The following is a 24,512-nucleotide window of genomic DNA, read 5'->3' as shown; positions in this document are numbered from 1 at the left end:
GCCACCACGGGGGGCTGCTAGCCTCGTCGGCAGGTCATGAGCGCCAGCGTCAAGCCCCGGCTCGCTGGCCGGCAACCCTCGTCCGCGCAGGGGTGCCCCGGGTGAAGACCAGGCACCGGAGCAGCTTCGGTGCAAGCGTGGCCTGGTTCCCAGGTCAGCAACGACCGAGGAGAGCCATGTCCTTCCGCATCTGCGTACCGACGGTCCCCGCCGCGGCCCCGCCGCCGTTGACCCGGCGCCGCCACGTCGACATGATGCGGGTCTGCAGCGCCTCGTGTCGCCCCGGCGACCCGCGTTAGCCACGCACCAGACCCCCTTCCCAGGACCACCCCAGCGGTACGCCCACCGGGCGCACCGCCGGCGACGCACGCCCGTGCCCGCCGCCGGAGACCCCTTTCGGAGACACCTGTGCGATTCCTTCCCGCCCTCACCCGCGCCGCCGCCCTCGGCGTCGCCGCCGTCCTCGCCGCCACCGCCCTGACCGCCTGCGGCGACGACGCGTCCGAGACGACCGACAACCCGTACAACCTGCTCCAGCCGGGGGTGCTGCGCACCGGCACGCTCACCGACGCCCCGCCGAACGTCTACCTCAAGGACGGCAAGTTCACCGGCTTCGACAACGACCTGCTCACCGCGGTCGCCGCGAAGGTCGGCCTGAAGGTCGAGTTCGTCGGGACGGACTTCTCCGCGCTGCTCTCGCAGGTCAACAACCGTAAGTTCGACGTCGGCAGCTCCTCGATCACCATCACCGAGGCCCGCAGGAAGACCGTCGACTTCGGCAACGGCTACGATTTCGGCTACTTCGGGCTCGACGTGCCGGCCGATTCCTCGATCACCGGTTTCGACCAGCTCGCCGGCAAGCGGGTCGTGGTCGTCCAGGGCACCGTCCAGGACGACTACGCCACCGGCGAGGGCCTCGACCCGGTCCGGGTGCCCGACTACAACGGCGCGATCAACCAGCTCAAGGCCGGCACCGCCGACGCCTGGATCGCCCCCGCCGAGATCGGCGACAAGTCGGCCGCCGACAGCAACGGCAAGATCAAGGTAGCGGGAAAGCTGCTCAGCCCGGCCCCGACGGCGTACGCGTTCGCCAAGGGCAACGACAAGCTGCGCGAGGCGCTGAACAAGGGCCTCGACGAGGTGATCGCCGACGGCACGTGGAGCCGCCTGCAGGCCCAGTACTACCCGGGCCGCCCGATCCCCGCCGACTTCAAGCCGGGCAGCGGCACCGTCCCGGTGCCGTCGGCCTCGGCCGCCTCCTGACACGTACTGACGACGAGCGAGCGGGACGGTAGGAGAACACGATGGATCCGTTGAGCACCCTGTGGGAGACCTTCTTCGACTGGGACTCCATGCGCGAGGCGCTGCCCGAGATGCTGACGGTCGGGCTGCCCAACACGCTGATCCTCGCGATCTCCGCCGCCCTGCTCGGCTCGGTGCTGGGCATGGGGCTGGCCGTCGCCGGCATCTCGCGTACCCGATGGTTGCGCTGGCCGGCGCGGGTCTACACCGACGTGTTCCGCGGCCTGCCGGCCGCGGCGACCATCCTGCTCATCGGCGTCGGTCTGGCGCCGCTGGGCATGGAGGTGTGGGGCCCCAACCCGTATCCCCTGGGCATCCTGGCGCTGTCGCTGATCGCGGCGGCCTACATCGGCGAGATCTTCCGCTCCGGCATCCAGTCGGTGGAGGCCGCCCAGCTGGAGGGGGCCCGGGCGCTGGGCCTGTCCTGGGGCGAGGCGATGCGTCTGGTGATCGTGCCGCAGGGCATCCGCCGGGTGCTGCCGGCCTGGGTGAACCAGCTGATCGCGCTGATCAAGGACTCCAGCCTGGTCTACTTCCTCGGCCTGCTGGCCAGCCAGCGGGAGCTGTTCCGGATCGGGCAGGACTACGCGGCGAACACCGGCAACCAGTCGGCGCTGCTGCTGGCCGGCCTGTTCTACCTGGCGCTGACCGTGCCGCTGACCCACGTCGTGAACTGGATCGACCGGCGGCTGCGGCACGGCCGGCAGGCCGCCGCGCCCGCCGACGCCGACGACGACCTCGACCTGGCGCTGCCGGGCGCGGCGGGAGGAAACCAGCGATGAGCATCGACACGACGACCTCGGTGAGCCTGAGCGTCCGCGACGTGCACCTGGCCTTCGGGTCGCACCGGGTGCTGCGCGGCGTGGACCTGGACGTCGCGCGGGGCGCGACGGCCTGCGTGATCGGCCCGTCCGGCTCGGGCAAGTCCACGCTCCTGCGCGCCATCAACCGGCTCATCGAGCCCGACCGGGGCGACGTGCTGCTCGACGGGCGCAGCGTGCTGGGCGACGACCCGGACGCCCTGCGGCAGCGGGTCGGCATGGTCTTCCAGCAGTTCAACCTCTTCCCGCACATGAGCGTGCTGCGCAACATCACCCTCGCGCTGCGCCGAATCAGGAAGCTTGGTGAGGACGAGGCGGCGGCGGTCGCCCGCGACCACCTGGAGCTGGTGGGGCTCGCGGCCAAGGCCGACGCCCGGCCGGCGCACCTGTCAGGCGGGCAGCAGCAGCGGGTCGCGATCGCCCGCGCGCTGGCGTTGCGGCCGCAGGTGATGCTCTTCGACGAGGCGACCTCGGCTCTGGACCCGGAGTTGGTCAAGGGGGTGCTGGGGCTGATGGCCGAGTTGTCCGCCGGCGGCATGACGATGGTGGTGGTCACCCACGAGATGGGCTTCGCCCGCGAGGTCGCCGACACCGTCGCGTTCATGGATCGCGGCGTGGTGCTGGAGGCCGGCGAGCCGGCCGCGATCTTCGAGGGGGCGGAGCACCCCCGGCTGCGCCGCTTCCTCTCCCAGGTGCTCTGACCCGCCGCGACGCCCCAACGGGGAGGACCACGTAGGCGCGGGACGCCGGACAGTCGTGGATCGCGGCGGAGAAGGCGGCCAGGGCACGGCCGAACACCTCGTCGCCAGCGTGACCGCCTGACCGTCGGTGAGCCCGACGACGTACGGACGCGCCGTGTCGTAGTTCCCCCCGCCCGGTGCGGCCCGATCACCCGACCGTCGGCGGACCGTCCCTCTCGGAGGATGGCCGGACGCCGGTCCACGCCGCTGACCCGCCCGTACCGGTCTGCGCTGCCTGGTGACGCCCCTGGCGGTCCGCGCTGTCGGCGGTCCGGGCAGCCGGCTCGTCCACCGGCCGAACCTCTGTTGTCGGAAACCCGACGACCCACGGCCACCTGCGCGTCGCTCCCCGTGATCCTCAACCTCGGCGCGGACGGTCACCCGGACGACTCCTTATTGACCAGCGGCGGAGGTCTGGGCAATATCTTCCACAACACAGGCGGCCACTGGAGTTTCCTTTCACGCACCCCCCTTCCACCCCCGACCCGGCCGCACAGGAGATCCCATGCACCTCGACCACTCCGAACTGGACCGTCGGACCCTGCTGCGGGCCGGCCTCGGCGCCGCCACGGTCGCGGTCGTCGGAAGCGAACTCGCCTTCCCGGCCGCCGCGCAGGCGGACCCCGGCGCCGACCTGGACTGGATCTACAGCTGCGACGAGTGGGGCGCGCGTCCGCCGGCGGACCCGCTGTCGGTCAGCGCCATCCCCACCAACAAGATCATCGTGCACCACATGGCGTTCCCGAACGTCACCGACTACTCCGAGGCGCAGGCGATCAAGCTGGCCCGCGACTGCCAGGACCTGCACATGGACGGCAACCGCTGGTCCGACACCGGCCAGCACTTCACCGTCAGCCGTGGTGGATACGTCATGGAGGGGCGCCGGGGCAGCCTGGAGCGGCTGCAGGCCGGCGACCGGCAGATGATCTCGGCGCACTGCCCGGGCGAGAACGGCCGCGCGATCGGCATCGAGAACGAAGGCACGTACGTCACCGAGACGCCGCCGGAGGCGTTGCTGGACTCGCTGGTCAGGCTCTGCACGACCATCTGCCGGCAGTACGGTCTGCACGCCCACGACATCTTCGGGCACTGGGACTTCCGCACCACGCAGTGCCCCGGCGCCGCCTTCTACCGCCAGTTCCCCGTCCTGCGCCGCCGGGTGTTCGAGGCCCTCGACACCGACCTGGCGGACGTGCCGGCCCGCCGCTGGCCGGACCTGTGGCGGTTCGTCGGCTCGCCGTCGGTGCGGGTCGTGCAGTACCTGCTGGCCCACCGCGGCTACACCGTGCCGGTCAACAGCGTCTTCGACGCCGCCACCGTCGCGGCCGTGCAGGACTGGCAGTACCGCAACGGCATCCCGGTCGACGTCGACGCCACCCTCACCGCGCCGACCTGGGAGACGCTGGCGCCGGAGCTCGACAAGGACACCACCGGCATCCCGGTCAGCGCCGCCCAGTTCATGCTCAACTTCAAGGGGTGGGCGGACGTCGCCGTCACCGGTGAGTACGACCACGCCACCAAGAAGGCCGTCCAGGACCTCCAGGCGCTGCACGGCCTGCCCCGCGACGGCAAGCTCACCACCAACACGTGGTGCGTCCTCGTCGGCGGCGTCGTGCGCCACTCCTTCCGGCACTGACCGCCCGCGGCCCGTGGGACGGCCTCCCCGCTCCCACGGGCCGCGGAACGCGGGCGCGCCTCGCCCACACCCGGCCCCTGATCTGCGACGATGACGCCTTCACGACCGGAGGAGGGTGTTGTGGCGTCTCGGCTCAACCCGTACATCAGCTTCCCGGGCACCGCACGGGAGGCGATGGAGTTCTACCAGCGTGTGTTCGGCGGCTCGCTGTCGATGAGCACCTTCGGCGAGTTCGGCACCGACGATCCCGCGCTGGCCGACAAGATCATGCACGCGATGTTGCAGACCGACCGGGGCTACACCCTGATGGCCTCGGACACCGCGCCGGGGATGGAGCACAACCCGGGCAACAACGTCGCCGTCAGCCTCAGCGGCGACGACGCCGACGAGCTGCGCGGCTACTGGGAGAAGCTCGCCGACGGCGGCACGGTGACCATGCCGCTGGAGAAGCAGATGTGGGGCGACGAGTTCGGCATGTGCGTCGACCGCTTCGGCACCAGCTGGATGGTGGACATCGGCCAGCCCCAGGGCTGATCCGGGGAGCGCTCCCGCGGCCCGGCGGGCCGGCCGGAGGTGTACCGGCGACGCGACCGGGTACCGACCGCTGTCCGACGGGTCCGCGGCGCGCCGCACCGGCGCGCCCGGGCCCGCCAGCCGCCGGTCAGGGGGTGCACCGATGCCGTCGACGCCCTCGAGCGCGCCTGCCGCCGGGACCCCTGCCGGCCGCGCGACGTCGCCGCACCCGCCTGCCGCCCGCCCCGCCGGGGCCGCCTCCGGCCACGGGAGGTCGCGCCGGCGGCGGCCGCCCCGGACGCCGAGGCCACACCGGCCGCCGGGCCGATGAGCGGCGTCCGGAACCTGCGGGTCCGACCGGATCTGCTCTACGTGGCGAGCGGCTGGAGCACGCTGGTCACCGACGTGCGCGGCCGGATCACCGGCGCCGGCCCGCAGGGCTTCTTCGCGCGCAACACCCGGGTGCTCAGCACGGAGCGCCTCGCCGTGGACGGCCGCGAGCCGGTGCCGTTCAGCACGGCCAACGTGGCCGGCCACGCCCAGCTCTCGTACGCCGCACTCGGCGACGGTGAGGCACTGCCCTCCCGCGCGGCCTACCTCCTGGTGGAGCGCTTCGTCGGCGAGGGGCTGCGCACCCGGCTGACCGTGGTCAGCTACGCCCCGGTGCCGCTGGAACTGGAACTGCGGATCGATCTCGCCGCCGACTTCGCCGACACCAGCGAGGCCGAGACCGGCCGCCGGGTGCAGTCGGGCGCGGTCGACGCGAGCTGGCACCCCGACGACCGCGAGCTGCGCCTGACCTACCGGTGCGACGGCCTCGACCGGGCGGTGGCGATCGGCGTACACGCGGATTCGCCCGTCCGGTACGTGGACGACGCCGTCCTGGTCGCGGTCGCGGTGCCGCCCCGGGGGTCGGGCCGGGTGGAACTCGTGGTCGAGCCGGTCTTCGAGGGACGGCGTCTCGCCGCGCCGCCGCCGACCTTCGCCGAGCCGGACGACGACGCGGCCCGCGCCCGCGCCCACCTCGCCCGGGAACTGACCCGGCTGAACAGCAGCAACTTCGACGTCACGGCGGCCTGGCGGTGCGCGGTCGACGACCTGGCGGTGCTGCCGCTGGGTGAGCCGGCCGGGCCGACGGCGCCGATGGCCGGCCTGCCGATCTACCAGGAGATCTTCGGCCGCGACACGATGACCGCGTCGTGGCAGGCCCTGCTCGCCGGGCCGACGATGCTGGCGGACAGCCTGCGGCTCAACGCCGGCCACCTCGGGCGGCGCATCGACGACTGGCGCGACGAGGAGCCCGGCAAGCCGTTGCACGAGGCCCGCCGGGGCCCGGTGTCCGCGCTCGGGCTCGACCCGTTCAGCGGCTACTACGGCGACTGGTCGACCGCGCCGGACCTGCTGATCTTCCTCGGGCAGTACTTCGCGTGGACGGGGGATCTCGACACGGTGCGGGACCTGCTGCCGGTCGCGCGCCGCGCCCTGGACTGGATCGACCGGTACGGCGACCCCGACCGGGACGGCTTCCTCGAATACCACTGCCGGTCCCGGGCCGGGCTGAAGAACCAGGGCTGGAAGGACTCCGACACCGCAGTCGTCGACGAGCACGGCGAGGTGGTGCCCAACCCGATCGCGACCAGCGAACTGCAGGCGTACTGGTACGCCGCGCTGCGGCACGCCGCCGTGGTGTTCGCCGCGGCCGGTCACCCCGCGCTCGGCGCCCGGCTGGTCAGCCGGGCCACCGTCCTTCGTCGCCGCTTCCACCGCGCCTACTGGATGCCCGAGCGGGGCTGTCACGCCATGGCGCTCGACCCGGACAAGCGGCAGGTGCGTTCGGTCAACTCCAACGACGGTCACCTGCTCGCCACCGGGATCGTGCCGGCCCGGCTCGCTCCCCTGGTCGCCGACCGCCTGCTGGCCGACGACATGTTCAGCGGCTGGGGGGTGCGCACCCTGTCGTCGGCGCACCCGGCGTACAACCCGTTCAGTTACCACCGGGGCAGCGTCTGGCCGGTGGAGGCGGGCACGATCGGCCTCGGGCTGGCCCGGTACGGCTGCTGGGAGCACCTGCACCGGCTCGCCGAGGGGATGTTCGCCGCGGCGGCGCTCTTCACCGAGCACCGCCTGCCGGAGGTGCTCAGCGGCCTGCCGCGCGACGACGCGCACCCGCACCCCGGCGTCTACCCGAACTCGTGCTCCCCGCAGGCGTGGTCCGCCAGCGCGGTCGTCGCGCTCATCCAGGCGCTGCTGGCGCTGCGCCCGGCCGCGCCGCTGCGGACGATCTTCGTCGACCCGCACCTGCCCGAGTGGCTGCCGGACCTCGTCCTCGAGGGCGTGCAGGTCGGCGGGCGCACCGTCGACCTGACCGTCCGGCGTGGACGCGGCGGGCGTACGTCGCTGCGCGCCCGCGGCGACCGGATCGCGGTGGTGCGTCGGCCCACGCTCCAGGCGATGTCCGCCCGCCGACACCGCCCCTGACCGGCCGCGGATCGGGACCGCCGGCGCCGCCGCCGGCTCGAAACGCCCGGACGGGCCCGGTTCGGGACGAACCTCGCGGTCGTCACCGTCCGACCGGCGTCCCCGCACCGTACGCGCTGCTGTCGGCGCAGGTCTGATAGCGGCGGAACCGGCCAGCGGGACTAGGATCCTGTCGTGGCCGACGCGGGGCTCATCCAGGACGACGAGCGGTTACGCCGTCTCGAGGCGGTGACCGACGCTGCCCTGTCCCGGCTCGACGCGGCCGACCTCTTCGACGAGCTGCTCGATCGCGTCCGGGATCTGCTCGGCGTCGACACCGCGGCCATCCTGCTGCTGGACGCGCACGCCCAGCAGCTCGTGGCCACCGCCGCCAAGGGTCTCGAGGAGGAGGTCCGGCGAGGTTTCCGCGTCTCGGTCGGCCGGGGTTTCGCCGGCCGGATCGCGCTGACCCGACAGCCGGTGGTCATCGAGGAGGTCACGCCCGGCACGGTGGTCAACCCCATCCTGCTGGCGATGGGCCTGACGTCGCTGCTGGGCGTGCCGATATTCGCCCGCGGTGAGCTCATCGGCGTGCTGCACGTCGGCACGCTGCGTCACCGCCGGTTCACCGCGGACGACGTCCGCCTGCTGGAGCTGGTCGCCGACCGGGCGAGCCTGGCCCATTTCGCCCGGGCGAACAACCTGGCACAGACCGCCGCCCTCGCCCTGCAGCGCAGCCTGCTGCCCAACCAGCTGCCCGAGGTGCCCGGTCTGGCCATGGCCGCCCGGTACGTGCCCGGTCACGTCGCCGGCGTCGGCGGGGACTGGTACGACGTGTTCAGCCTGCCGTCGGGCTGGCTGGGGCTGGTGATCGGCGACGTGTCGGGGCACGGCCTGCAGTCGGCCGTGGTGATGGGGCGCGTCCGCAGCGCGCTGCGCGCGTACGCGCTGGTCTGCGACGATCCGGCGGAGGCGTTGACGCTGCTGGACCGGAAGGTCTCCCACTTCGAGGCCGGCAGCCTGACCACGGCCCTCTACGTCATGGTCTCCCCCGACCGGGGCAGGATCCGGATCTCCACCGCCGGGCACCTGCAACCCGTCCTCGCCGTGCCGGGCCGGCCGGGCGCCCTGGTCCCGGTCCACGTCGACCCTCCGCTCGGCACGGGTCGCCGACCGACCGCCCGCCGGCAGACCGAGGTGGATCTTCCGCCGGGGGCCGTGCTGGCCTGCTTCACCGACGGGCTCGTCGAACGCCGCGACGAGGTCATCGACGTCGGTGTCCAGCAGCTCGTCGACGCGGTCCGGCCGGACCCTCCCGAGGAGGTCTGCCGCACCGTCATGGCGGCCCTCGGCGTCGAGCAACCGACCGACGACATCGCCCTGCTGGTCGTCCGTCGACAGCCGACGCACGGCTGATCCGGTAGCCGGAGGGGAGCGCGCCGGGGGTCAGCCGGCGGCACGGGGCTGGCCGGGTCCGCCCCGCCGGCCCGTTTGGCGGAGGGCGATCGCGGAAAGAGTGGCGGGCATGAAGTGGGCAAGTCGAGCCGTACCCGCCGCCGTCGCCGCCGTCGCGGCCCTCGCCGCGCGCGACCTGATCCAGCGCGACCACGCGTTGCTGCGCAACTTCCCGGTCCTCGGCCGGGCCCGCTACCTGCTCGAGTCGATCGGGCCGGAGCTGCGCCAGTACATCGTCGCGGGCAACAACGAGGAACGCCCGTTCACCCGCGACCAGCGCCGCTGGGTGTACGCGTCGGCGAAGCAGCAGAACAACTACTTCGGCTTCGGCACCGACAACGACATCGAGTTCACCCCCGGCTATCCGATCATCAAGCACCGCACCTTCGGCCGCGCCGTACCGCCGTCCACTCCGGGTGCCGGACACGACGTGCGGCTGCCGTGCGCGAAGGTACTCGGCGCCGCCCGGGGCCGGGCCCACGCCTTCCGGCCCGAGTCGGTGGTGAACATCTCCGGGATGAGCTTCGGCTCGCTCTCCGGCAACGCCGTGGAGGCCCTCAACCGGGGCGCGGCTCTGGCGGGCTGCCTGCAGAACACCGGCGAGGGTGGGCTGTCCCCGTACCACCGCAAGGGCGGTGACCTGGTCTTCCAGATCGGCACGGCGTACTTCGGCTGCCGGGACGAGCAGGGCCGGTTCAGCCTCGACCGGCTCCGGGACCTCGTCGCCGGGGCGCCCGTACGGGCGCTGGAGGTCAAGCTCAGCCAGGGCGCCAAGCCCAGCCTCGGTGGCCTGCTGCCGGCCGCCAAGGTCTCCGCGGAGATCGCCGCGACCCGGGGCATCGCGCCGGGGCGGGACTGCGTGAGCCCGTCCCGGCACGCCGAGTTCTCCGACTGCGACAGCCTGCTCGACTGGGTGGAGCTGCTCGCCGCCGAGACCGGCCTGCCGGTGGGCATCAAGTCCGCGGTGGGCGACCTCGGCTTCTGGGAGGAGCTGGCCACCCTGATGCGCGACACCGGGCGCGGGGTCGACTTCGTCACCGTCGACGGCGGCGAGGGCGGCACCGGCGCCGCGCCGTTGATCTTCACCGACTCGGTGTCGCTGCCGTTCCAGCAGGGCTTCACCCGGGTCTACAAGGTCTTCGCGGAACGCGACCTGCACGAGCAGGTGGTCTTCGTCGGCGCCGGCAAGCTCGGCCTGCCCGACAACGCCGTGGTGGCGTTCGCGCTCGGCTGCGACATGGTCAACGTCGGCCGGGAGGCGATGCTGGCGATCGGCTGCATCCAGGCCCAGAAGTGCCACACCGACACGTGCCCCACCGGCGTCGCCACGCAGAACCCGTGGCTCGCCCGGGGCCTCGACCCGACCCGGAAGTCGGTCCGCGCGGCCAACTACGTCAGGACCCTGCGGCGGGACCTGGTCAAGGTCGCCGAGGCGTGCGGCGTCGAGCATCCGGGCCTGATCGACACCGACGCCATCGAGGTCCTCGACGGCCGCACCGCCTCCCACCCGCTGCACGAGGTGTACGGGTACCGCCCCGGCTGGGGTCTGCCGTCCGCCGCCGACCGGGCGGAGATCGTACGCCTGATGACGGCGGAGGCACCGCGGGGCGGCAGCGCCCCGCCCTCGCCGACCGCGATGCCGTGATCGCCTGTCAGCTGCGCGTCATGGCCTCCCACGTCAGCCAGGGAGCGCCGCCGATCGCGACAGCCACTCCCGGGCCAACACCGCGAACACGAGCCGGTCGGCCCACTCGCCGCGGAACAGGTAGCTCTCGACATGCCGCGCCTCGCACCGCATCCCCAGCCGGGTCATCAGCCGGGCCGACGCCTCGTTGCCGGCGTGGCACCGGCCGTAGACGCGGTGCAGGCCGAACTCCTCGAAGCCCCATCCCAGCAGCGCCGCCACCGCCTCGGTGGCCAGCCCCCGGCCTGCGAACTCCGGGTTGAAGACGTACCCGATCTCGGCGGTGCGGTCGGCCTGGCTCCGCCAGACCAGCTCGACGGTTCCGGTCACCCGCCCGTCCCGCTCGGCGGCCAAGGTCAGGATGTCGCCCTCGGCACGCAGCCCGTCCTCACGGGTCATCGTCGCCACCGACTCCCGCGACTGCTCGCGGCTGCGCGGCTCGTTGCCGAGCATCCAGCGGCACACGTCGGGCCGGCGCTGGTACGCGTACACGTCGTCGAGGTCGTCCATCGTGACCGGCCGGAGGGTGAGCCGGCGCGCGCGAATCGGGGTGAACACGGCCGGAGCGTACGGGATCCGGCCCCGAAGTTGCGCCGTAGGCCAGGGGCACCGAGCTGGTCAGTCGTGGAGAGTGACGTTGGGCAGTGGGCGGCCAGTGGCGTCGAACAACGCGGCTCCACAATCGCAGCGCTCGTCGGCCAGGGTCTGGGTCGCCGACAGTTGCCAGACCAGCATCTCCGAGCAGTTCGGGCAGTCCAGGCTGACCAGGGTCTCTTCGGGTTCCGAGCCCCAGGCCCGCACCGGGAGGCCCTGGTGCATCAACCCGGTCAACTCACGCTCACCGGTCAGCGCGACCAGCACCTCGTAGGTGTCGGTGCCGTTGTCCCACACCACGAGCGTGCAGCCGAGATCTGCCAGCACACCGGACAAATGATCGAGCTGGCGGACCGGGAAATCACCGCGGCACAGAGTCGGGTCGGCCTCGGCCGCGTGGTAGAGGACGTTGGTGTCGACGTCTGTCGGCTCTGCCCCGAAGGCCCGTACCCGACCAGCCACGAACGCCGCCAGCTGGCCCGGGTAATCCTCACCAGTCCAGTCCATCGTGAACATCACACTGTCGACCCGGACCCCCCGGACCCGCTCGCCGGGGGTCAGGACCAGCTCTTCCAGCTCCGCCACGACGATCACGCTATCAACTGCCGGGCGGCCGACCGTACCGTTGTTGTGCCGTTGTCGTGCATGACCAACACCAGCCCCCGCGCCTGTCTGCGCGACCTCTTGGACACTCAGATGATCACCGATGGGCTGCGAGCCCTTCACGCTCGGGTGGCCCGCGAACTACGAAGCCCTACCGACCGGCTCGCTCCGTCAACGGGTTTGGCGCCGAAGCCGATGGTCGTCGGCGGCGGTGAGCCAAGAGCCGTCGCCGAGCGGTTCGAAGTCGTACTGTTCAGCAGAGAACGGGGCCAGCTGCCCTCGGACCTCGCCGGTTCGCGGATCGACGATGTACCGCTCGAACCACTCCTCCTCATCGTCGGCCTCGCCGATGACGGTCACAACGGCGGTGTCGTCGCCGAGGTAGCCGCCAACCCACTCGACGACCACGCCGTCGGGATCATGGCCGAGCGACTCCGCCGTTACTCGCGCGACGACTGCGCCGTCGGGATACGCATGGAAAGCGGCGTCATGCTGATCGTGGTCCACGGTCATGAAATGGCGGCCGCCCGGCGCTACGTCGACAAGGACCCGATCCGGCCACGGATACTCGGTCAGCTCGATCCGACCGTTCTCGAAGCGACCCCGGTAGATCAGCGAGCCATCCTGCCCCTCCCCCACATTCAGCAGCATGTGCCTGCCGTCTGGATGGGCGAAGTGCCTGCCCCCGTGACCGGCCGAACACAAGTCCACCTGCGCCATCACCCGACCGGTACCCGCGTCGACGGCCAACCACTGATCGGCGCCGGTACCGCGCGCCATCACGTCAGGTCGGAACACCCACACGATCATTCCGTCCAAGGAGTAGACGCAGCAGCTATGGACGATGGGCCACGGTGCCGCGGCGGGGATGAAGTCAAGCTGCCACAGCCGCCGTCCGGTACGGTCGATACACGTCACGTGGTCGGGCATCGCGTACACAGCGCGGCTCAGGTCGGGTGCTACGGCATGGTCGTCCAACTCCATGTGCGCCCCAACGGGAAAGGTCGCTGCGGGCACCACGTCCGACACCGGCGCTGAGCCGACAGGAATCTCGTAGGCCAGCACAAGCCCATCCCGGTACCGGGATCGCACCCGAAATTGCGTCATGGCGCAGGACGGTAGCCGACCGAAGGCGGGACTCGTGACCGACGTGCCAGCCCAACTTCGTTGGAATTCGATCGCCGAGCGGGGCCCTCTCAGCGGCACGACCACCGGGCACCCGGATGCGCACCGGCGCAGGATCGAACAATTGTCAAGAGTTGTGGATGCAGTGGCACTATGAGCCACTCCGGCCTGACAGCTCGGCGTTGTAGATCTCGGCCAGGACGTTCTTCGCGCCGGGGTGGGCGGACTTCGGTGGTGCGGCGAGGACGTTGGCGACCTTGTGCACCCAGTCCCTGCGCCGGCCCGAGCGGCTTCCGGTGCAGGTGCCCGCAGTGTTTCCTACGTGGTGGCATCCCGATCGGGCTGGGCACCGACGGCATCCGCGACCTGTGGTCACCGTACGGCGACGGCGACATGCTCCGCATCGCCCTGGGCTTCGCCCGGCTGCACGGCCTTCGCACCGATGATGACCTCGCCGACGCGGTCAAGCTTGCCACGACCGACGGCGCCCGGTTCGTGCACCGCACCGGGCACGATCTGGTCCCCGGCGCGCGTGCGGACATCGTCCTGCTCGACGCCGAGAACGTGCCGGACGCTCTGATGAGGGCTCCCCGCCGCCAGGCCGTGATCGCCGGCGGGCGGCTGGTGGTCCGGGACGGCGAGCTGCTGGTCTGACGACCTCGTGCACGATTGGCTGGCGGCGGCCGGCCGTCCACGAGCTGGCACCGGAGCGCCAAGCCTCGGCCAGCGGGCACGACGTGGTCGACGTCGGATGCGGCGTACCAGGTCGCGCCGCCGTGGGGGCTGCCCCACCGCCCCGAGATCGCCGCACAGGGGCTGTCCACACGGCGGAGCGGCCACCCGTCGCGACAGGGCTGCCGTAGGCATGTCGGTTCGCGTCGCTTGATCGACACAAACCGATACCCAACACGGGCTGTGCGTTTCGGCGCGTCCATTTTGAAGTATCGGGGCGACGGTGCCTGGCCCGGGCCCTGTACCGTGTGACGCACTCTGGCAGAACCGCCCGGCGCCCTCGGCCCGGGCACAGGACATCTGACGTGAGGGCGCGCATGACGGCCGCCGACTTCGACGTCGACCCGACCACCGCGACCGGTCCGGAACAGTACGTCAGGCTGCTGCGTCGCGTCCGCGACCAGTCCGGCCTCGCCTATCGTGAGATCGCCCGCCGCGCGCAGCGCAACGGGGACGTGCTGCCGGCGAGCACCCTGGCGACGATGCTGGGCCGGTCGACGCTGCCCCGCCGTGATCTGGTGTCGGCGCTGCTGCGGGCCTGCGACGTGCCGGACGACCGCGCGACAGCGTGGCTGGCCGTGTGGGGCAGGCTGGCCGCCGCCCGTACGGCGGCGACGCCTCCGGCGGCCACGCGGGCGCGTTCCTCGGGCCGGGTTGGTCACTCCCCGATCGGTCCGGCCGCGCGCGTCACCGGTCCGAGCGGCCCGGTCGGCGGGCCGGACACCACGGGTGTCGGGCCGACATCCCACCCGCAGCGTTCCGCCGCCCTACGCCTGATCCCCGCAGGCGGCGGGACCGGGTCGGCCGGCCCGGAACGGGGGCGGGTCGCCACGTCCGGCGGCGGCCGGGACCGGGCCGTGTTACGGGGGCTGTCGTGGCCGGCGGCAAACGAGCCGCCGCCGGTGGAGGGCGGTTCGGGGACACCGGTCCCCTATCAACTGCCACCTGCGCCCCCGTTGATGACGGGCCGCTCGGCGGAGGTCGGCCAACTGCTCGCGGCCACGGAGACCGACGCCGCGGTGTGTCTCGTCGAAGGTGCCGGCGGGGTCGGCAAGTCCGCGCTCGCCCTGCACGTCGCGCACCGGATCGTGGGACGCTACGACGGCGGTTGCCTCTACGCGGACCTGCGCGGGGCCACCGACGGCGTCGCGGCGGCCGAGCCCGCGGACGTGTTGGGCCGGTTCCTGCGGGCACTGGGCCTGCCCACCGTCCCCTCCTCGCTCGACGAGGCCTCGGCGTTGCTGCGCACGTGGACCGCCGGACGGGGCGTGCTGGTGGTGCTGGACAACGCCGCATCGGCGGCGCAGGTCCGACCACTCCTGACCAGCGGGCCCGGATGCACCACGATCGTCACGAGCCGGTGGATGCTCCCCGACCTCGACACGACGGCGCGGATCCGCCTCGGCCCGTTACCCGACGACGCGGCACTCGCCCTGCTCAGCGGGCTCACCGGCGCCCACCGCGTGCAGGCGGAGCCCACCGCGGCCGCGACGGTGGTCCGCCGGTGCGGCGGGTTGCCGCTGGCGTTGCGAATCGTCGGCGCCCGCGCCGCGGCCCGGCCAGACGCCTCGCTGACCGGCCTCGCCGAGCGGATGGACGACGAGGGCATGCGGTTGGACGTCCTGGAGGTCGGTGACCTGTCCGTACGGGCCAGCCTGCACCTGGGCTACCAGGTGTTCGGGGACGCGCGGCAGGGCGGACGTCGGCAGGCGGCCCGGCTCTTCCGGCTCGCCGCGCTGCCCGACTGGACGCACCTCACGCCGTACGGCTGCGCGGCACTGGCCGACCTGCCGGTGACCGTCGCCGAGCAGGCCCTGGACGCGTTGGCCGACGCGCACCTGATCGAGTCGGCCGGTGGCGGCGGATACCGGTTCCACGACATCGTCCGGCTCTACGCCCGGGAGCGGGCGCAGGCGGTGGACGACCCACACCACCGGGAGGCGGCCCTCGGCAACCTCACCACGTGGCTGCTCGCGGCCACCACCCGCGCGGCGCGGCTGCTCTACCCCGACGACCGGTTCGGCATCGACGAGCCGGCCGGCCCGACTCGCCCCGGCCCGCCCCTCGCCGACGCGGCCGACGCGTGGACCTGGTTCGAGCGGGAGCACACCAACCTGTTGCTGGTGGCCGGCCAGCAGGCGACGGCGGGACGGGCCCTCACCGAGGTCCGCGACCTGGCCCTCGTGGCGGCCAAGTTCCTCGACTACGCCGGGCACATCGCCGAGCAGCAACAGTTCGGCCACCTCGCCGCCTCGGCGGCGAGCCGGTGTGGGGACCGCTCGGGCGAGGCCGCCGGGCTCAACATCGTCGCCGTCGCGCTGCTGCGCCAGAGCCGGCTCGACGAGGCGATCCCCATCCTCGAGCGGTGCCTGGCCGTCCAGCGCGAACTCGGCGACCGGAGCCGGGAGGCCGCCATCCTGAACAACCTCGGCAACGCCCTGCGCGACGGCGGCGACCTGACCGGCGCCCTGAACCACCTGCGGGCCGCCCTGGTCATCCGGCGGCAACTCGGCCACCGGCACAAGGAGGGGCTGGTGCTCGACAACCTGGCCCTGGTATACCAGCGCCTCGGCGACCACGCCCGGGCCGTCGCCTGCCACGAGGCGGGACGCGCCGTCGCCGACGGCGGCACCGATCCGTTGCGCGAGGCCCAGGCGCTGGTCAACTTCGCCGAGACGCTGCACGCCGGCGGTGACCACCGGGAGGCGATCGCTCGCGCGACCGAGTCGCTGGAGATCTGCCGACGCTACGAGCACCGGCGGGGCATCGGCTTGGCGCTACAGGTGCTCGGCGACGCCCACGCGGGCCTCGGACACCGCGCCGTGGCGCGCCGGCACTGGCGGGAGGCATTGGGCCGGCTCGACGGGCTGGACCCGCAGGCGTGCACCCGCCTCCGCGCCGCCCTGGCGGCGGACACGACTGCCTGACCGCCGCTGGCGGGCAGCGCAGTTCCGGGTGTCGACGCCACCCCGGGCCGCTCCCGCCCACGGCCTCACGACGCGCGTCTGGCGGCTGCCGGGCGGGCGCTCGCCGGGCTCAGCAGCGTATGCGTGGTGCCAGCCGGACGTCGGCGGGGCCGGCGCGGTCCAGGTAGGTCGACTCGGCGAAGGCCAGGAAGCGCTCCGCGTCGGCCGCGGTCGAGGCCAGACCGAAGGAGACGCGTACCGCTCCGCCGGTCGGCAGCCGCAGCGCCGCGAGATGCTGGTCGATCGTCCCGGCGTGGGCGAGGTTCGTACGGCGCAGCGAGCGGCGGCTGATCCCGAAGGCGGCCTCGGCCGCGCCCGGGTTGCAGAAGCAGCCCGTACGCAGGGCGAAGCCGGCCGCCGACGATTCGAGCGCGACGAGCCGCTCGTCGACCAGCGAGCCGTCCGGGTAGCGGAAGTTGAACGCCACGGTGCCGCCCCGGGCGTCGCCCGTCGACGGTCCGTAGACGTGGACGAGCGGCCGGCCGTTGCGGTGTCGCAAGGCGGTCAGCCGCTCCAGCAGCCACCCGGTGAGCAGGCCGACCCGGGTGTGGACGAGGTCGACGCCGATCGAGTCGAGCCAGCGCAGCCCGAACTCCACGTCGGGGAGGCTGAGGAAGTTCAGCGTGCCGTCCTCGAACCCCGACTCGTCCCCCATCGGCTGGTGCCAGTCGCCCTGGACGCTGACCGCCCGGACGGTGCCACCGGCGAACCAGGGTCGGCGCAGCCGGGCCAGCGCCTCGCGCCGGGCCAGCAGCGCCCCCACCCCGGTGGGGTAGCCGAAGAGCTTGTACCAGCTCAGGCAGACGAATTCCGGCTGCACGACGCTCAGGTCCAGCCGGTTCGTCGGGGCGAAGGCGGCGGCGTCGAGCAGCACGTCGTAGCCGCGCTGCCGGGCCAGCTCCACCCACCCGAGCGGATGTTGCACGCCGGTGAAGTTGCTCTGTGCCGGGTAGGCGAACAGCCCGGTGGGGCCGGACCTGCCCCGCCGGCTACGACCGCCCGGCCCGCCTCGGCCGGCGGCCAGCGCGGCGATCACGTCGGACTCGGCCACCCGCAGGTCGGGCCCGGCCAGCGGCACGTAGCGGACCGGCGCGCGGGCCGCGCGGGCGTACTCCCGGATGCCGTTGACGGAGTTGTGGTTGTCCCAGGTCAGCACGAGCGGGCGGCCGCGGCCGAAGACGTACGCCTCGCCCACCAGGCGGCAGGCGCCACTGGCGTTCGGGGTGAAGACGACGACGTACTCGCCGGGGTCGGCGCGGAAGAAGTCGAGCACCGCGCGTCGCGCCGAGGCGAGCAGTACGCCGGTCGCCTCGGAGGTGGGGTTCTCCGAGTGCGGATTGCCGTACGGGCCGGCGAGCAACCGGTCGTGGTGGGCGGCGACCTGTGCCCGTGCGGCCACCCCGGCCCCCGCGTAGTCGAGGTAGACGCACCCGTCGCGGTCGAGGTGCCGATACTCGGCGGCACGTAGCTCGTCGATCCGGGCGGTGCTCGCGTACGCGGCGGCCACGGCGATGCGCACGCCGGCCGGCGCCGGGGAGGCGTGCCCCTCAGCCATGAGGTGGAGTGTGGTCGGACCGGCCCAGAGCGCGCCTGTCGAGTTTGCCGTTGGGCAGGGTGGGCAGCCGATCCAGCCGCTCGAAGGCGGTGGGTACGGCCACGGCGGGCAGCCGGTCGAGCAGGTGCGCGCGCAGGGTCCGCCGAGGCACCGGTTCGGCGCAGACCACGTACGCGACGCCCTGGTAGGGGACGGCGACGCCGGCGAGGAGCACCGCCGGGTGGGACATCAGGGCGTGCTCGATCTCGGCCGGTTCGATGCGCATCCCGCCGACCTTGAGCTGCTCGTCGACGCGTCCGTGGTAGCGGAGCAGGCCGTCGGCGCCCAGGCTGACCCGGTCGCCGGTGCGGTAGACCGGTCCCCCCGACACCACCCCGGGCGAGGAGATGCACAGCTCGCCGTCGTCGATGGAGATCGTGGTGCCGGGAATCGGCCGGCCGATGGGGACCGGGTCCTCGCCCGGCGCGCACCTGTGCACGGTGCTCCAGACGGTGCACTCGGTGGGACCGTACTCGTTGTAGAGCGTCGCGTGGGGCATCCGCTCGTGGTGCAGGTCGACCAGGCCGGGCGGGCAGCTCTCCCCCGCCACGATCACGGTGGTCAGGCTGGGCACCGGCGAGCGCAGCATCAGCCGGTACAGGGACGGCACCATCAGGGTGTGGGTGGGCCGGTGCAGGGTGCCGGCCCGGACCAGCGCCCGCACGTCGAACGGCCGGTCGCTCGGGATGACCAGTGTGCCCCCGGTGCACAGCGTCCAGTAGATGCCCGCCACGGAGCTGTCGAACGAGATGGACGAGCACAGCAGGAACCGCTGCGGCGCACGACCGTAGTACTCCAGCCGGGCGCCGGTCGAGTAGCTCAGCGCCGCCCGCGACACCGTGACCGCCTTCGGCACGCCGGTCGAACCGCTGGTGAACAGCGTGTACGCGTCGGGCCCGTCCCGCCAGCCGGAGCGGGCCGGGCGCAGCGACGTCAGCAGGCTCTCGGTGAGTGTCACCCGGGCGCCGCTGCCCGCGACCATCAGCTCGCGGCGCGCCGCCGGGAAGGCCGCGTCGACGGGGACGTAACGTGCTCCCGCCCGCAGTACGCCGAGCATGGCCACGACGGCCCAGCACGACAGCCGGGTGTGCACGACCACCGGCTCCCCGACGGCCACGCCCCGCTGCCGGAGATGGAGGGCGACCGCGCCGGACAGGCCGTCCAGGTCCGCGTACGTCAGGGCCTGCTCGGGATCCGTCACGGCCGGCGTCTCCCGGCGGGAGCGCAGCTGAGCGGCCAGCGCCTCGGTGATCATCGTCGCCCGGCCACGACCGGCATCCGCTTGATCCCGCCCAGCCAGGTCGACCGTACGCGCTCGACCTCGCCGGCCGGCTCGAAGGACGCGAAGGTGGCGAAGAGTTCCTCGAAGAAGACGCGCAACGTCAGTCTGGCGACGGCCGCTCCCAGGCAGTAGTGCCGCCCGTCCCCGAAGGCCAGATGCCGGTTCGGGTGGCGGTCCAGGTCCAGCGTGTCGGGGTCGGGGAAGACGGTCTCGTCGCGGTTCGCCGACCCGAGCCACACCACGACGGCGTCGCCCGCCCCGACGCGTACGCCGCCGACGGTGGTGTCCCGTGTCGCCAGCCGCATGAAGTGCCCGGCGGGAGAGGTGAACCGAAGCGCCTCCTCCACCGCGCGGCCGACCCGCTCGGGCCGCCGGGCCCACTGCTCGTAGCGGTCGGTGCGGATCAGCTCGGCCAGGGCCGCGCGGGGCACGTGCGGGATGGCGGCGCTGCCGCCGAGGAGCAGGCTGTAGCAGTTGGCGACGATCGCTCCGGGGCGCAGCGGCATGGCCCCCAGCAGGTCCACCAGGTCTCCGCGTGGGCGCCGACGGTGTTCGAGCACCAGGTGGAGCAGGTAGGCGAAAAGTTCCCGGTGCCCGCGGTCGAGGGTCGCCGACGGGCCGTCGGGCAGCGCGACATCCGGGTCGTGCTCGGCCACCGACATGGACACCCACCGGGCCAGGGCGGGCCAGTCCGCGGCCGGGATGCCCATCAGCGGCCCCAGGAAGGCCAGCGGCAGGGCGGAGGTGAGCTCGGCGAAGTCAAGGACCCCGGCGGCGGGGCGGAGCATCTGCCGGACGAAGGACCGGATGGCCGGCTCGTGCCGTGCCACCGCACGCGCGGTCATCTGCCGTTGCAGCGGCCCCCGGATGAGGCCGTGCCGCGGCGGGTCGGTCGCCGCGAACTGCTGGTTCTGCGCCGGCTCCGCCCGGCCGAGCATGGTGAGCATCACCCCACCGGTGGAGGTGAACCTGGCGTGGTCGGCCAGGACGGTCCTGGCGTCGGCGTAGCGGGTGACCGCCCAGAAGCCCGACCTGCCCTCGACCGGCTGCCAGCCGACGGGATCCCACCGGCGCAGCGTCCGCCAGGCGGCGTGCGGGTCGCCGGCGCCGTGCAGGGCGGGGTCGGCGAGGTCGATCCGGCCCGGTGGCCGGGTCTGGAGGCAGGGCGGGGTCCTCATGCGGCCAGCACCTCGTCGACCAGTTCGGCGATGGTCGGCTTGAGGAACAGCACCGCGGCGTCGACCTCGACGCCGAGCTGCTCGTAGAGGTCCATCAGCAGGTCGGCGGCGAGCAGCGAGTCGCCGCCGAGGGCGAAGAAGTCGTCCTCGACACCCACCGGCGTGACGTTCAGCTTCTCGCTCCAGAGCCGGGTCAGCATCGACTCAAGCTCGCTCCGCGTCGGCACGGACATCCTCCCAACTGTCGATGAATCGCCGGGTCAGGGCCTGCATCTCGGCCTCCCGGTAGGAGCGGCGGTACCGCAGGCAGGCGGTGTAGGCGCCGCCCGCACCCGGCTCGAGCCAGAACGCCAGCCCGTTGACGGGCAGCACCGGCCCGCCCAGCCCGAGCCCGGCCGGGATCGTCAGCGGCTCGATCCCGGCGCCGTCGGGCACCTGGATGACCTCGAACTGGGCCAGAGCAGGTCCGCCTTCGGCGAACAGCGCGTCGGCCTGCGGCACCGCGTCCAGCAGCACCGGAAACGGAATCTCGTGGGCGTACGCCTCGGCGAACGCGCGGTGCACCGCGCCCACCGTCGGCGTGCCGAGCCGCACCGGCAGCACGTTCATGTACAGCCCCACGGTGTCCCAGTCGGACCGCTGCCGGCCGTGGGTCAACACCGGGACGACCGCCTCGCCCGGGCACAGCGGGCCGAGGGCCCGCGCGAACGCGGTGAGCAGGACGACGAACGGGGTGCTGCGCACGGTCCGGGCGACCGCTGCCGCCTGCTGCTGGGTGATGCCGCTCGGCGTCCTGATCTCGGCCGTGCCGGTGTCGCCGGCGGGGTCCGGGACCAGGGTCGGCACGTCGGCCAGCATCCGGCGCCAGAACGGCAGGGACCGGTTCACCCGCCTGGGCGCGGGCGTGGACGCGCTGGCGTGGTAGGCGGGGGCCGGGCCGGTCCCTGGTTTCATCACCTCGCGGAGCAGCAGCCGCATGGACCACGGGTCGGACACGGTGTGGTGCGCCACGAGAAGCAACTCGCGGCCGGCCAGGTACGCCCGGAGCAGGCACCGCGCGTCGGGCGGGTACCGGCCGGCGGCGGCCGCCGCCCACACGTCGTCGACCGTTCGCAGCGGCACCGGCCCCGTGCCGAGTACGGGATGCCGGGCCAGGAGCGCGTCCAGGGCTCGGCGCAGGGCTGCCGGGTCGGGCTCGGCGGGCAGCCGTGCCCCGCCCAGCGCGACGAACCGGTCGGTGTCCGCCGGCCCGCCCGCCCAGGACAGAATGTGCTGCGCGTACGGCTGGTCATCCACCTCGTACACCTCCCATGGCCTTTCCGGCCGGGTCGACCGGCGACCGCCCGTGCGGCGCCGGGAGTCTCGGCGGCGGCTGCCCGCCGTCCGGCGTGCCGGCCTCGTCCGGCAGGTCGCGCCACCGCCGCAGCGGCGAGAGGTAGAGCAGCAGACCGGACGCCCACACTCCGGCGGCGGCGATCCACAGCGTCGGGCGCACCCCCAGCCAACTGCCCAGCAGTCCGCCCGTCAGGGCGCCGACCGGCATCACCCCGAAGATCACCCACCGGACCGACGCGGTCATCCTGCCCAGCAGGTCCGGCGGGCAGACCCGCTGCCGGTAGCTGACCGCCGCCGCGTTGTAGATGGCGAACACCGCGCCCAGCCCCGCCATGCCGGCCGTGTAGGCGATCGCACCCCAACCGGGCTGGGCGAGCGGTACGAGCAGCACCGTCCAGCCGAGCCCCAGTGGGGCGATCCAGATGATCCGGGCCGTGCCCACCAGGCGCGCCAGCCGCGCGGAGACCAGGCCGCCGCCGATCCCGCCCAGCGTGGTGAGCGCCAGCACCACACCGACCATGTGCTCGCTCAGGTGGAGGTCACGCACGAGGTACAGGACCGCCAGCGCGAAGATCATCTGGCTGAAGAGGTTCAGCGACGCCGAGGCCGCCACCAGTCTGGGCATGATCGGGTGGCGGAACACGAAGGAGAGCCCGGCGCCCAGCTCCCGGCGGAAGTCCCGACGCCGCGCCACGGCCGGCGGTTGCTCTGGACGGCGGAGCAGCAGGAGGGACACGGCGTTGACCACGTAGGCGAGCGCGTCGATGCCCGCGGTACGCGCCACGCCCAGCGCCGAGACGAGTGCGCTGCCCACGCCGTATCCGGCGATCCGCGACACCGAGTACGTGGTCGTCAGCTTGCCGTTGGCGTCGAGTAGCTGGTTGCCGGCGACGACCGACGGCAGGAAGCTCTGGTGCGCGGTCTCGTACAGCACGGTGCAGACGCTGGACAGCAGCGCCACGATCCACAGCTGCGCCATCGTGACCCAGCCGGCCCACGCGCCGATGGCGACGGTGGCCACCAGCCCGGCCCGCACGAGGTGGCAGACCACCATGACCCGGCGTTTGCGCATCCGGTCCACCCACACCCCGGCGGGCAGCGAGAGGAACAGGTAGGCGATCATCCGGGTGGCGCCGAGGACGCCGACCTCGACGGCGGAGGCGTCCAGCACGGTGACGGCCAGCAGCGGAATGGCCAGCATCGAGACGGCGTCGCCCACCTCGCTGAGGGTCCGGCCCGACCACAACACCATGAAGTCACGGTGCCGCCACAGACTGTCGCTCATGCCGGCTCCTCGACCGCGCGCAGCAGGAGGTCGGTCATGGTGGTCAGGAAGCGTTCCACCTCGGCGCGCCCGTACCCGCTGCGCATCACCCGCATGGTGAGCTGCACGCAGGGGTGCACCCAGGCGATCAGGTAGAAGCTGGCCCCGCTGTAGGCGCGGGGCGGAAGGAACTCGACACGCCGGGGCGTCACCTCGGACGGCGCGGCGTCGGCGTCGGCGGGGGCCGGGATGAAGGTGAAGAAGCTGCCGTGGTCGAAGTCCATGGGCGCGACGGCGAACGGGTCGTACACGCCGTGCTGCATGGCGCGCACCGCCGCGACGTTGACCTCGCGGGCCATCGGGCGCAGCGGCCCGTCGGGGTCGCAGGCGGCGAGCATGGGCACCCACTGGGTCATCGACGACACCAGGTGCCGCACCGTGCGATCCATCCGGTTCGCGGCCAACTGCCACAGCAGTTGGTCCGTCCGGCCCGTGGTCGCGGCCAGCGCCTGCGCGTAGACGGTGAGCAGCAGGGTGGGCACGGTGACCTGCAGGCGCCGCGCCGCGTGGCGAACCGCGCCGTACGGGATGCCGGTGTGCGCGCGAGCCCGCACCAGGGAACCCCGGGACACCGGAACCCGCGGTGCGGCGGCGACGATCCGCCGACGGTACTCGCCGGCCGCGGTCAGCCTGGCCCGGAAGTCGTCGGCGCGCTGGAGTTCGGCCACCTCGCGGGGCGCGGGGGCGTCGGCGAGGCGGTCACCGCGCAGCAGGGCGTGCAGGTCGGACTCCATGATCCGCACGGCGGCGCCGTCGGCCGCGAGGTGGTGGATCACCAGATGGACCCGCGGCGGTCCACCGTCGTCGGAACTACGCACCCAGGCCCGCCAGGCCGGCTGGGCGGCCAGGTCGAACGGCTCCCGTACGGACGCCTCGGCGAAGCGCACGAGCGGGTCGCGCAGGACCACCTGCCGCACGGCGTCGGGCTCGTCCGCCGGCCGGTAGACGGTGCGCAGCGACTCGTGCCGCACCGCCAGCGCGGTGAGCGCCTGGCGTACCTGCTCCTCGGTGGTTCCGGCCGGAACCGGCCAGACCACGTCCTGGTTGGACTCCCAGAGTTGCTCCGGAGGGCGCACCGAGAGGGCTCGCCACATGGAGAGCTGACCCATGGTGAGCGGGTGGCCACCCTGACCGCGCATGACTCCTCCAGCGTCGAGGGGGTGGGTGGTCA

The 24,512-nt window shown here is 73.1% G+C and carries 20 protein-coding genes and 1 riboswitch; of the genes, 10 read left to right on the top strand and 10 right to left on the bottom strand.

What is annotated here, in order from left to right; translation table 11 throughout:
* Positions 1 to 32 precede the first annotated feature (32 nt).
* Positions 33 to 144, top strand: a riboswitch (SAM riboswitch).
* Between the two features lie 264 nt (positions 145 to 408).
* From ABZ793_RS09860 to ABZ793_RS09825, 8 genes are all read left to right on the top strand, one after another.
* Positions 409 to 1,263, top strand: a complete 855-nt coding sequence (locus tag ABZ793_RS09860) for an ABC transporter substrate-binding protein (protein WP_357454629.1) — start codon at positions 409 to 411, stop codon at positions 1,261 to 1,263.
* A 41-nt stretch (positions 1,264 to 1,304) separates the two neighbouring features.
* The gene (locus ABZ793_RS09855) at positions 1,305 to 2,084 is read left to right on the top strand and encodes an amino acid ABC transporter permease (protein WP_350708139.1); all 780 of its coding nucleotides are present in this window, start codon (positions 1,305 to 1,307) and stop codon (positions 2,082 to 2,084) included.
* A 2-nt stretch (positions 2,085 to 2,086) separates the two neighbouring features.
* Positions 2,087 to 2,824, top strand: a complete 738-nt coding sequence (locus tag ABZ793_RS09850; RefSeq protein WP_357454770.1) for an amino acid ABC transporter ATP-binding protein — start codon at positions 2,087 to 2,089, stop codon at positions 2,822 to 2,824.
* A gap of 544 nt (positions 2,825 to 3,368) precedes the next feature.
* Positions 3,369 to 4,499, top strand: coding sequence for an N-acetylmuramoyl-L-alanine amidase (locus ABZ793_RS09845; RefSeq protein ID WP_357454625.1), 1,131 nt, complete (start codon positions 3,369 to 3,371; stop codon positions 4,497 to 4,499).
* 120 nt (positions 4,500 to 4,619) lie between these two features.
* Positions 4,620 to 5,033, top strand: a complete 414-nt coding sequence (locus ABZ793_RS09840; RefSeq protein ID WP_357454622.1) for a VOC family protein — start codon at positions 4,620 to 4,622, stop codon at positions 5,031 to 5,033.
* 306 nt (positions 5,034 to 5,339) lie between these two features.
* Positions 5,340 to 7,490, top strand: a complete 2,151-nt coding sequence (locus tag ABZ793_RS09835) for a glycogen debranching N-terminal domain-containing protein (protein ID WP_357454619.1) — start codon at positions 5,340 to 5,342, stop codon at positions 7,488 to 7,490.
* A 174-nt stretch (positions 7,491 to 7,664) separates the two neighbouring features.
* Positions 7,665 to 8,885 carry a GAF domain-containing SpoIIE family protein phosphatase gene (locus ABZ793_RS09830; protein ID WP_357454616.1) on the top strand — a complete coding sequence of 407 codons (1,221 nt, stop codon included), beginning with the start codon at positions 7,665 to 7,667 and terminating at the stop codon, positions 8,883 to 8,885.
* Positions 8,886 to 8,994: 109 nt separating this feature from the next.
* Positions 8,995 to 10,569 (top strand): FMN-binding glutamate synthase family protein, encoded by a 1,575-nt coding sequence (locus ABZ793_RS09825; RefSeq protein WP_357454613.1) that lies wholly within the window; start codon positions 8,995 to 8,997, stop codon positions 10,567 to 10,569.
* A gap of 33 nt (positions 10,570 to 10,602) precedes the next feature.
* On the opposite strand, the gene ABZ793_RS09820 is transcribed toward ABZ793_RS09825, so the two are convergent.
* From ABZ793_RS09820 to ABZ793_RS09810, 3 genes are all read right to left on the bottom strand, one after another.
* Positions 10,603 to 11,166, bottom strand: coding sequence for a GNAT family N-acetyltransferase (locus ABZ793_RS09820; protein ID WP_357454610.1), 564 nt, complete (start codon positions 11,164 to 11,166; stop codon positions 10,603 to 10,605).
* A gap of 60 nt (positions 11,167 to 11,226) precedes the next feature.
* The gene (locus ABZ793_RS09815; protein WP_357454607.1) at positions 11,227 to 11,787 is read right to left on the bottom strand and encodes a hypothetical protein; all 561 of its coding nucleotides are present in this window, start codon (positions 11,785 to 11,787) and stop codon (positions 11,227 to 11,229) included.
* 189 nt (positions 11,788 to 11,976) lie between these two features.
* Positions 11,977 to 12,870, bottom strand: coding sequence for a hypothetical protein (locus tag ABZ793_RS09810; RefSeq protein WP_357454604.1), 894 nt, complete (start codon positions 12,868 to 12,870; stop codon positions 11,977 to 11,979).
* 291 nt (positions 12,871 to 13,161) lie between these two features.
* On the opposite strand from ABZ793_RS09810, the gene ABZ793_RS09805 reads away from it, so the two are divergent.
* Together ABZ793_RS09805 and ABZ793_RS09800 are read left to right on the top strand one after the other, a co-directional pair.
* Positions 13,162 to 13,584, top strand: a complete 423-nt coding sequence (locus ABZ793_RS09805; RefSeq protein ID WP_357454601.1) for an amidohydrolase family protein — start codon at positions 13,162 to 13,164, stop codon at positions 13,582 to 13,584.
* Positions 13,585 to 13,967: 383 nt separating this feature from the next.
* Positions 13,968 to 16,589 carry a tetratricopeptide repeat protein gene (locus ABZ793_RS09800; RefSeq protein WP_357454598.1) on the top strand — a complete coding sequence of 874 codons (2,622 nt, stop codon included), beginning with the start codon at positions 13,968 to 13,970 and terminating at the stop codon, positions 16,587 to 16,589.
* Between the two features lie 109 nt (positions 16,590 to 16,698).
* On the opposite strand, the gene ABZ793_RS09795 is transcribed toward ABZ793_RS09800, so the two are convergent.
* Genes ABZ793_RS09795 through ABZ793_RS09765 form a run of 7 tightly spaced genes read right to left on the bottom strand, consistent with a single transcriptional unit; the run spans position 16,699 to position 24,480 of the window.
* Positions 16,699 to 18,183, bottom strand: coding sequence for an aminotransferase class V-fold PLP-dependent enzyme (locus tag ABZ793_RS09795; protein WP_357454596.1), 1,485 nt, complete (start codon positions 18,181 to 18,183; stop codon positions 16,699 to 16,701).
* A complete protein-coding gene (locus ABZ793_RS09790) occupies positions 18,176 to 19,477 on the bottom strand; it encodes an amino acid adenylation domain-containing protein (RefSeq protein WP_357454593.1) in 1,302 nt (433 codons plus the stop codon). The genes ABZ793_RS09795 and ABZ793_RS09790 overlap by 8 nt, the downstream gene beginning before the upstream one ends.
* On the bottom strand, positions 19,474 to 20,682 hold the full coding sequence (locus ABZ793_RS09785) for a cytochrome P450 (RefSeq protein ID WP_357454590.1): 1,209 nt from the start codon (positions 20,680 to 20,682) through the stop codon (positions 19,474 to 19,476). Before ABZ793_RS09785 ends, ABZ793_RS09790 begins: the two co-directional genes overlap by 4 nt.
* Complete coding sequence (locus ABZ793_RS09780; protein WP_350708107.1) at positions 20,679 to 20,915, bottom strand: phosphopantetheine-binding protein; 237 nt, start codon at positions 20,913 to 20,915, stop codon at positions 20,679 to 20,681. The genes ABZ793_RS09785 and ABZ793_RS09780 overlap by 4 nt, the downstream gene beginning before the upstream one ends.
* Positions 20,887 to 21,978, bottom strand: coding sequence for a hypothetical protein (locus tag ABZ793_RS09775; protein ID WP_357454587.1), 1,092 nt, complete (start codon positions 21,976 to 21,978; stop codon positions 20,887 to 20,889). Before ABZ793_RS09775 ends, ABZ793_RS09780 begins: the two co-directional genes overlap by 29 nt.
* On the bottom strand, positions 21,971 to 23,302 hold the full coding sequence (locus ABZ793_RS09770; protein ID WP_357454584.1) for an MFS transporter: 1,332 nt from the start codon (positions 23,300 to 23,302) through the stop codon (positions 21,971 to 21,973). The genes ABZ793_RS09775 and ABZ793_RS09770 overlap by 8 nt, the downstream gene beginning before the upstream one ends.
* Positions 23,299 to 24,480: a condensation domain-containing protein gene (locus ABZ793_RS09765; RefSeq protein WP_357454581.1), complete on the bottom strand. Its 1,182-nt coding sequence runs from the start codon at positions 24,478 to 24,480 to the stop codon at positions 23,299 to 23,301. The genes ABZ793_RS09770 and ABZ793_RS09765 overlap by 4 nt, the downstream gene beginning before the upstream one ends.
* Positions 24,481 to 24,512 lie beyond the last annotated feature (32 nt).

The sequence above is a fragment of the Micromonospora sp. NPDC047465 genome (assembly GCF_040643125.1).
Taxonomy (GTDB): domain Bacteria; phylum Actinomycetota; class Actinomycetes; order Mycobacteriales; family Micromonosporaceae; genus Micromonospora.
Note: the sequence above shows the minus strand (reverse complement) of the source record. Positions and strands in the feature narration are given on the sequence as shown.

Coding starts and splice junctions, on each gene's coding strand:
- ABZ793_RS09855 (WP_350708139.1), top strand. CDS start 1,305: ATGGATCCGTTGAGCACCCTGTGGGAGACCTTCTTCGACTGGGACTCC.
- ABZ793_RS09845 (WP_357454625.1), top strand. CDS start 3,369: ATGCACCTCGACCACTCCGAACTGGACCGTCGGACCCTGCTGCGGGCC.
- ABZ793_RS09835 (WP_357454619.1), top strand. CDS start 5,340: ATGAGCGGCGTCCGGAACCTGCGGGTCCGACCGGATCTGCTCTACGTG.
- ABZ793_RS09825 (WP_357454613.1), top strand. CDS start 8,995: ATGAAGTGGGCAAGTCGAGCCGTACCCGCCGCCGTCGCCGCCGTCGCG.
- ABZ793_RS09795 (WP_357454596.1), bottom strand. CDS start 18,183: ATGGCTGAGGGGCACGCCTCCCCGGCGCCGGCCGGCGTGCGCATCGCC.
- ABZ793_RS09790 (WP_357454593.1), bottom strand. CDS start 19,477: ATGATCACCGAGGCGCTGGCCGCTCAGCTGCGCTCCCGCCGGGAGACG.
- ABZ793_RS09785 (WP_357454590.1), bottom strand. CDS start 20,682: ATGAGGACCCCGCCCTGCCTCCAGACCCGGCCACCGGGCCGGATCGAC.
- ABZ793_RS09780 (WP_350708107.1), bottom strand. CDS start 20,915: ATGTCCGTGCCGACGCGGAGCGAGCTTGAGTCGATGCTGACCCGGCTC.
- ABZ793_RS09770 (WP_357454584.1), bottom strand. CDS start 23,302: ATGAGCGACAGTCTGTGGCGGCACCGTGACTTCATGGTGTTGTGGTCG.
- ABZ793_RS09765 (WP_357454581.1), bottom strand. CDS start 24,480: ATGCGCGGTCAGGGTGGCCACCCGCTCACCATGGGTCAGCTCTCCATG.